The organism is Natronolimnohabitans sp. A-GB9, assembly GCF_030848565.1.
In the GTDB taxonomy this organism is placed as follows: domain Archaea; phylum Halobacteriota; class Halobacteria; order Halobacteriales; family Natrialbaceae; genus Natronolimnohabitans.
In genome coordinates this window covers 1-6257 of record NZ_JAVDDV010000048.1, presented here as the reverse complement: position 1 = coordinate 6257, position 6257 = coordinate 1, and the positions used below count along the sequence as shown (strand labels likewise).

General features: G+C 59.9%; 9 protein-coding genes. All 9 read left to right on the top strand.

Annotation, left to right across the window (positions count from 1 at the left end):
* The first annotated feature begins 281 nt into the window (after positions 1-281).
* The 9 genes from RBH26_RS21135 (at position 282) to RBH26_RS21095 (ending at position 6212) form a co-directional block, all read left to right on the top strand.
* On the top strand, positions 282-653 hold the full coding sequence (locus RBH26_RS21135) for a hypothetical protein (protein WP_306760345.1): 372 nt from the start codon (positions 282-284) through the stop codon (positions 651-653).
* Positions 650-1246 (top strand): hypothetical protein, encoded by a 597-nt coding sequence (locus tag RBH26_RS21130; protein WP_306760344.1) that lies wholly within the window; start codon positions 650-652, stop codon positions 1244-1246. Before RBH26_RS21135 ends, RBH26_RS21130 begins: the two co-directional genes overlap by 4 nt.
* 256 nt (positions 1247-1502) lie before the next feature.
* Positions 1503-3605, top strand: coding sequence for a minichromosome maintenance protein MCM (locus RBH26_RS21125; protein WP_306760343.1), 2103 nt, complete (start codon positions 1503-1505; stop codon positions 3603-3605).
* A 2-nt stretch (positions 3606-3607) separates the two neighbouring features.
* Positions 3608-3985 (top strand): hypothetical protein, encoded by a 378-nt coding sequence (locus RBH26_RS21120; RefSeq protein WP_306760342.1) that lies wholly within the window; start codon positions 3608-3610, stop codon positions 3983-3985.
* On the top strand, positions 3982-4488 hold the full coding sequence (locus tag RBH26_RS21115; protein WP_306760341.1) for a hypothetical protein: 507 nt from the start codon (positions 3982-3984) through the stop codon (positions 4486-4488). The genes RBH26_RS21120 and RBH26_RS21115 overlap by 4 nt, the downstream gene beginning before the upstream one ends.
* On the top strand, positions 4478-5224 hold the full coding sequence (locus tag RBH26_RS21110) for a ParB/RepB/Spo0J family partition protein (protein WP_306760340.1): 747 nt from the start codon (positions 4478-4480) through the stop codon (positions 5222-5224). The genes RBH26_RS21115 and RBH26_RS21110 overlap by 11 nt, the downstream gene beginning before the upstream one ends.
* Before the next feature lie 169 nt (positions 5225-5393).
* A complete protein-coding gene (locus RBH26_RS21105; RefSeq protein ID WP_306760339.1) occupies positions 5394-5588 on the top strand; it encodes a hypothetical protein in 195 nt (64 codons plus the stop codon).
* Positions 5588-5980 (top strand): hypothetical protein, encoded by a 393-nt coding sequence (locus RBH26_RS21100; RefSeq protein WP_306760338.1) that lies wholly within the window; start codon positions 5588-5590, stop codon positions 5978-5980. Before RBH26_RS21105 ends, RBH26_RS21100 begins: the two co-directional genes overlap by 1 nt.
* Positions 5973-6212 carry a helix-turn-helix domain-containing protein gene (locus tag RBH26_RS21095; protein ID WP_306760337.1) on the top strand — a complete coding sequence of 80 codons (240 nt, stop codon included), beginning with the start codon at positions 5973-5975 and terminating at the stop codon, positions 6210-6212. The genes RBH26_RS21100 and RBH26_RS21095 overlap by 8 nt, the downstream gene beginning before the upstream one ends.
* Positions 6213-6257 lie beyond the last annotated feature (45 nt).

Sequence of the window (6257 nt, the reverse complement as noted above, 5' to 3'; positions counted from 1 at the left end):
TCATTTCCTCAGAACTGGTGGAAGAGAGCTTTAGCGGCCCGAAATCAGGAGATAAGCGGACGCGGAGCGGGCGGGTAAGCACCAACTTCTTTGATAAATGGACATGTGATTTAGCGACTTCTTTAGGAGGTGTTGCAGCGTGAGCTCCGCCACTGACGGGTTCGGTCCGTTCTGCGGCACTCTGGGGTGTCGATCAGACGCCGACGTCGTCATCCGCCATTCCGAGCATGGCGACGTGTACGCCTGTGACGACTGTGCGGAGGGTCACGAGGTGGTTCGCGATGTCTGAGGAGCTGGATGTCCGCCCCGAGGACGCCCTCCAGGTCGCCCAGCGGGCACTACAGAAGTGCAACGAACTCGAGGATCGAACTGCCGACCTCGAGGAACGGATCGATGAATGTGAGGGTGGAGATGACACCACAGCCGACGAAACCGTGGACTACGATGATCGCGACGCGGCCGTGATCGAGCACCTCGAGTCAGGTGAGACAGTCAAGATCTCACGACTCCGCAAACTCTACCGTCGCCACACAGACATTCGAGACGACGGCACACTCAAGGAACGCGTCCAAGGGCTCGTCGCAGGCCCGGATTTCCGGATCGGTCGCGTTGGAGAGATCATCTACGATCCTGACGGAGGTGAGCAGCGATGACGGACGACTACGCTGACGCCCGTCACGCCGACCAATCGCTTGACGAGGATGCTGCCCAGGAAATCGCGTTCCGGAAGCTCATCTACGGCCTCGCCGGCGACGAGATCGACCCGACCGAGTGCGGCCCCGTCGAGGCGGCACAGCGTAGCGTCGACCGCGTCGAACGTCTCGAGGAAGAGAACGAACAGCTCCGCCAGCGCGTCGTCGAACTCCGCGATCAGGTCGAGAAGATGAACCGGGCAGCGGAGTTCTACCAGGACGTCGCTCGGAAGAGCGCAGCGAAGCGAGACCGGCAGGCAGCGATCGTCCTCAAGCACGCAGCGAACGTCACTGCCAGCGGCGCCGGTCGACAGGAGTACGACGGCAGCCGAATTCAGGACGTACTCGAGGCAGCTAACGAAACGATCCATCGGACAAACACCTACGCAGTGATGGAGAAGGCGGAAGAGTTGGTCGACAATCGCGATCTCTGTCGCTTCCAGAAGGAACCGCGATCGAGTTCGAAGAACACGCGGCTGATCGTCAAGTCCCCGACTGACCTCCCGGAGACTCTGGCTGGCGTCCGGATCCACGAGGGGGTGTTGTCCGAGTGAACACCTGTTGCGGAGGTGTTGCGGTTACACAACACCTCATGAGGGGGGTGCCGCCTCCAGGACCGTTCTGAGAACAAGGACGGTTGAACTGGGAGAAAATCTCGAAGGATAAAACAAGTAAGCAAGGAATGATTAGCTGTAAGTCCGCTCGCACATCGCTCGCATCGCTCGCATTCGAACGCCGCAACACCTCTCATTCGGTGTTGTATAGACTACACACCCCCTGCACAAGCGGTCAACGGAGGAGGATCGCGTAATGTCGGCCGCGAAACCCGCTGGAACGGCAGAACTCGTGGACGAGTTCCAGGAGTTCTTCCGCAACTACTACGACGAGGAGATCAGGGAACTCGCTCAACACTATCCGAACGAGCAGCGGTCCCTTGAGGTCGACTGGGAGGACATCTTCCGGTACGATCCCGACCTCGCGGACGACTACCTCAATCAGCCGGACCAGCTCCAGCGGTACGCTGAAGAGGCGCTCCGGCTGTACGACCTCCCGATTGATGTCAGCCTCGGGAACGCGCACGTCCGCGTGTACAATCTGAACGCGGAGGATTCGTTCTACCCGGGCTGGTTCTCGCCGACGGACCGTCACGACAACACGCCGTACCTTACACTCGAGGGGCAGATCGAGAAGGCAACCGATGTCGATCCGAAGGTCGAAGAAGCTGCCTTCGAGTGTCAGCTCTGCGGGTCGATCACGCGGGTTCCTCAGTCCAACACCGGTGACGACTTCCAGGAGCCCCACGAGTGCCAGGGCTGTGAACGGCAGGGACCGTTCCAGATCAACTTCGACCAGTCCGAGTTCGTTGACGCCCAACTGCTCCGGCTTGCCGAACCGCCGGAAGTCGTCGCCGGCGGCGATGGAACGAAGATGGACGTCACGCTTGAGGACGACCTCACCGACGTTGTCGAGCCTGGCGATCGCGTCGATGTCACTGGCCGCCTCCGACTCAAGCAGGACGGATCGAACAACAACAAGAGCGCTCGGTTCAAGCCCTACCTCGAGGGGCACCACATCGAAGTCTCGGATACGGACTTCGAGGATCTCCAGATCTCGGAGGAAGACAAGCGGAAGATCGAGGCGATCGCGAACGGCGAGTACGGGCCGCTGTTTGAGGTCGTCACCGGCAGCATCGCGCCGGACCTCACTGGCGAGAAGTACGTGACGATCAAGGAGTGCATCTTCCTGATGCTGATCGGCGGTGCGACCGTTGAACTCGAGAACGGGCGGGAGGTTCGCGGAGTCTTCCACATGCTGCTGATCGGTGACGCGTCAACCGGGAAGTCGACGCTGCTGCGCGAGGCGAAGGCGATTGCGCCGCGGTCAGTCTTCGCGAACGGCAAGGGCGCGACTGAAGCCGGGATGACCGCCACCGCAAAACAGGATGACTGGGCTGACGGCGAGTGGACGCTCGACGCCGGTGCGTTAGTCCAGGCGAATAACGGGCTCGCGTGCGTCGACGAGATCGACAAGGTTCGCGAAGATGTCCAGGACTCGATGCACGGCGCGATGGCGGACATGAAGGTCGACATCAACAAGGGCGGGATCAACACGACCCTCCCCGCGGAGACGTCGGTGTTCGCTGGCGGGAACCCGAAACACTCGCGCTGGGATGACTACGTCGCCGACAGCGAGCAGATCGAACTGAGCGAGACGCTCCTCTCACGGTTCGCCCTGATCTGGAAGTTGCAGGACATTCCAGATAAAGAGACGGATCGAGAGAAGGCAGAACACGTTCTCGATACGAAAGAGGCGGCAAAAGCGAAACGGGCTGGCGAAGCGACCGATGTCGATGACGACGATCGCATCATCGATCACGACCTCCTGCGGAAGTACGTCGCCTACGCGCGGCAACTTCCCGATCCGAGGTTCCGTGATAAAGAGATGCGGAATAAGCTTCGCGACGCGTACGTTCGAATGCGCGGTACCCACGGCTACGACGAAGACGCGCCGGTCCCGATCACGCTGCGGAAGCTCCAGGACATGCACCGGCTGGCCGAGGCGAGTGCTCGAGCTCGACTCTCGGAATGGATCGAAGAGGAGGACATCAAGCGGGCGAAGCGGTTGGTCGGAGAATCCCTCCAGGACTACGGGATGAACGAGGACGGAGAGTTCGACGCCGACATCGTCGAGGCAAACACGTCGAAACCTCAGCGCGACCGGATCAAGAACGTCGAAGCCGTCATCAAGGAGCTACAGAAGGGCAGATCCGGCGGAGTTCCCTACGAGGAGATCTTCGAGAAACTCGAAGAGACGGGGATCTCGAGGGATAAGGCCGAACACGAGATCGAGAAACTCAAGCAGAAGGGGAAGGCGTACGAGCCGACCTCGGGCAAGGAGGTGCGGCTAACGTAACCATGTCCAAAGCCGAAGCCTCCTCGAAGGAGATCTACGACTCGGTCGTCAGCTACGTCGAGCACAACACGGGTGGCGTCCAACCGCCGCTGATCCGCGAAGCGCCGGTAGTCTGTAGCGTCTCGTGGAGCTACCCCGATGAGCATCCCTCGCGAGTCCGGTCAGCGATCGCAGCGGCGACCTCGCGTGGAGATCTCTTCCGCTACGTCGACAACTCGGATGAGCAGGAGCGGCCCTATCTCGGGATCGACAACGCTGACTCACTCGAGCGCAAGATCCGAGAGTACCACGAGCGCTCGAATCGAACGACCTGCAACGGGGCAATCTGCCTGCAGATCGCGAACCGTCGTGTGGAGCACCTCCGGGATGACCAGTCATGACGAAGTACGACCCTGACATATCCCACTTGGACGAGGACGATGCCGACCAGGACGACGTCGAGGCCGACCCACGCCCTCGCGTCGAAACGAATACGCACTCGATCGTCATCGATCGTTTCGTCGATGACCGCTACATCGACCGTTATCAGTGGCAGTTCGCGATCGAGGACCGAACCGTCGTCGGCTGGACGCGGTCAGATATCGAACACACCGGCACTAGGGACTACTGCGACGAGCTGACGCTCGAGGATATGCCGACCGACGTCCGAGTCCGCTTAGAGCGCGAGCTCGGGGTCGACGACCTGGATGATCACGTTGATCTCCCGGAGCACCTCCGCGCGGATCCTGACGATCTCGAAAGGGGCGAACACCGGGACGTCGAGTGTGTCCACTGCGGGGCAACCGTTCTGATCGACGCGATCGTCGAGCACCATACGACCGAACACCCGGATCGGCGCTACGATCCACTCTGGTACGACGGGGGGACCCCTGATGTCGAGTGAAACTGACGTCACCGTCGGCTCGATCGTCGAGGACCGCGACGGGACCTCATCGCGCGGAGTCGTGGTCAACTATCCGCCGATCCCTGCTCACGACTGGCAGGTCCATGGCCGCGGCACGCTCGCAGAAGACAATCCTGATTACCCAGAGGATGATCGTACGGCTGTCGTCCTCTTTGAAAACACACTCGAGGAGCACTATCCTGAGTACACCGGCTACGAGGGGATCCCGATGGCCCAGATCAACGCCGACGGCGTCCCCTATTACGCCTTCCCGGAGAGCCGCCTCGAGCCCGTCGGCGAACTCGAGCAACCCGTTGTCCCACTCGCGGACATCGACCCGTCACCCTTCCATGCTCGCAACTTCTCCGCAGCGGAGAACCGCCAGTACATCGCGTCGATCCGCGATCGCGGTCGCCCGGATCCACTGCCGACCGTCCGTCCGGTCGCTGACGGCTACGAGATCTGCAACGGCCATAAGCGACTCTGGGCCAGCTACGTCGCCGGCCTCGAGGAAGTCCCCGTCACAGTCCTTCCGCTAGATGACTTCCGGGCCGCAAAGTACTGGGCAAAACACCATCTCTCTGGATACACTTATCGAGAACAACAGGTCGCACTCGCACGGCTTCGCGATCGATTCAACGAGACGCAGGTTGAGCAGATCACCGGAGACTGGCACCCAGACACTGATGCTGACACTACACCCACGGCTTTCACGGACGGTGGTCACGATGAGTGAAACGCAACGAGAAGACTCGAGCGACCAGACAACACTCGCACAGTCAGCGATCCGGGCAGCAAAGATACACGCGAATCGTAACGACCGCCACTATGCAACCCGAAGCGAAGTACTCCGAACACTCGCTCACGAGTGCACATCGCTTAATGATGCCTCTCGAGCGATTACGATGGCCTGTGCTGATGGTGATCTGATGCGCCATCCGGGCAACTCGGATCGACTCATCGCCATCGACGCTATCGACGACCTCGACGTCTTAGAATTGCTTACAGAACGCCTCGAGCGCGTAGATAGATCGAACGAGATACTCCTCGCGTCGGTTGCTGATCGTCGACAGCGTCTTCGAAACGGTGGGGATTCGTAATGTCTGAGGACAGCACTGAACTGCTCGACTGTCCGGAGGATTTCTGTATCAAAATGAGTCAACGAAAGGAGTTGGTTGAACACCTCCAACGAGATCACGGATATTCTAAGGACGAGGCTGAGAAGCGCGTCAAAGAAGCGCGTCCAGTAGAGGTTGAAGATGGCGAGATAGCAGAGCGTGTTACTGGCCGAATTCGGTCGGTTCTCAGCCATCTTTCCGATCCGAACCCGCTTGACCATCCTGACGATCGGAGCGAGTCGAGTTCGGCCGGAGCAGTGTCGGACAGCCCGTCGTCGAGGATGCACGTCGCGGCATATTTCGACAGGGCGATACGCGCTCATGCGCTCCATGAGGGACACTCACTCTATACGGAGACTGATGGTGATGAGTAACGCTGACCTGACCCTCGAGGCGGTTGAAGATCTCACCCCCAGCGCGAAGTTGGTGTACAAGGTGCTCGAGCACGCCGATGATCCGCTTGACCAGGCGGAGATCGCGGACCGAACCATGCTCCCACGACGAACAGTACGGGGTGCACTGGCTGATCTGGAAGACGTCGGCGCGGTCTCCTCCAAAACCTGTCTCCTAGACGCGCGTAAGAACATTTACTCTCTTGATAAGTGACCTATTAGGTCGCTATACAGTCCCTTATCTAGGATAAGTAGTCTA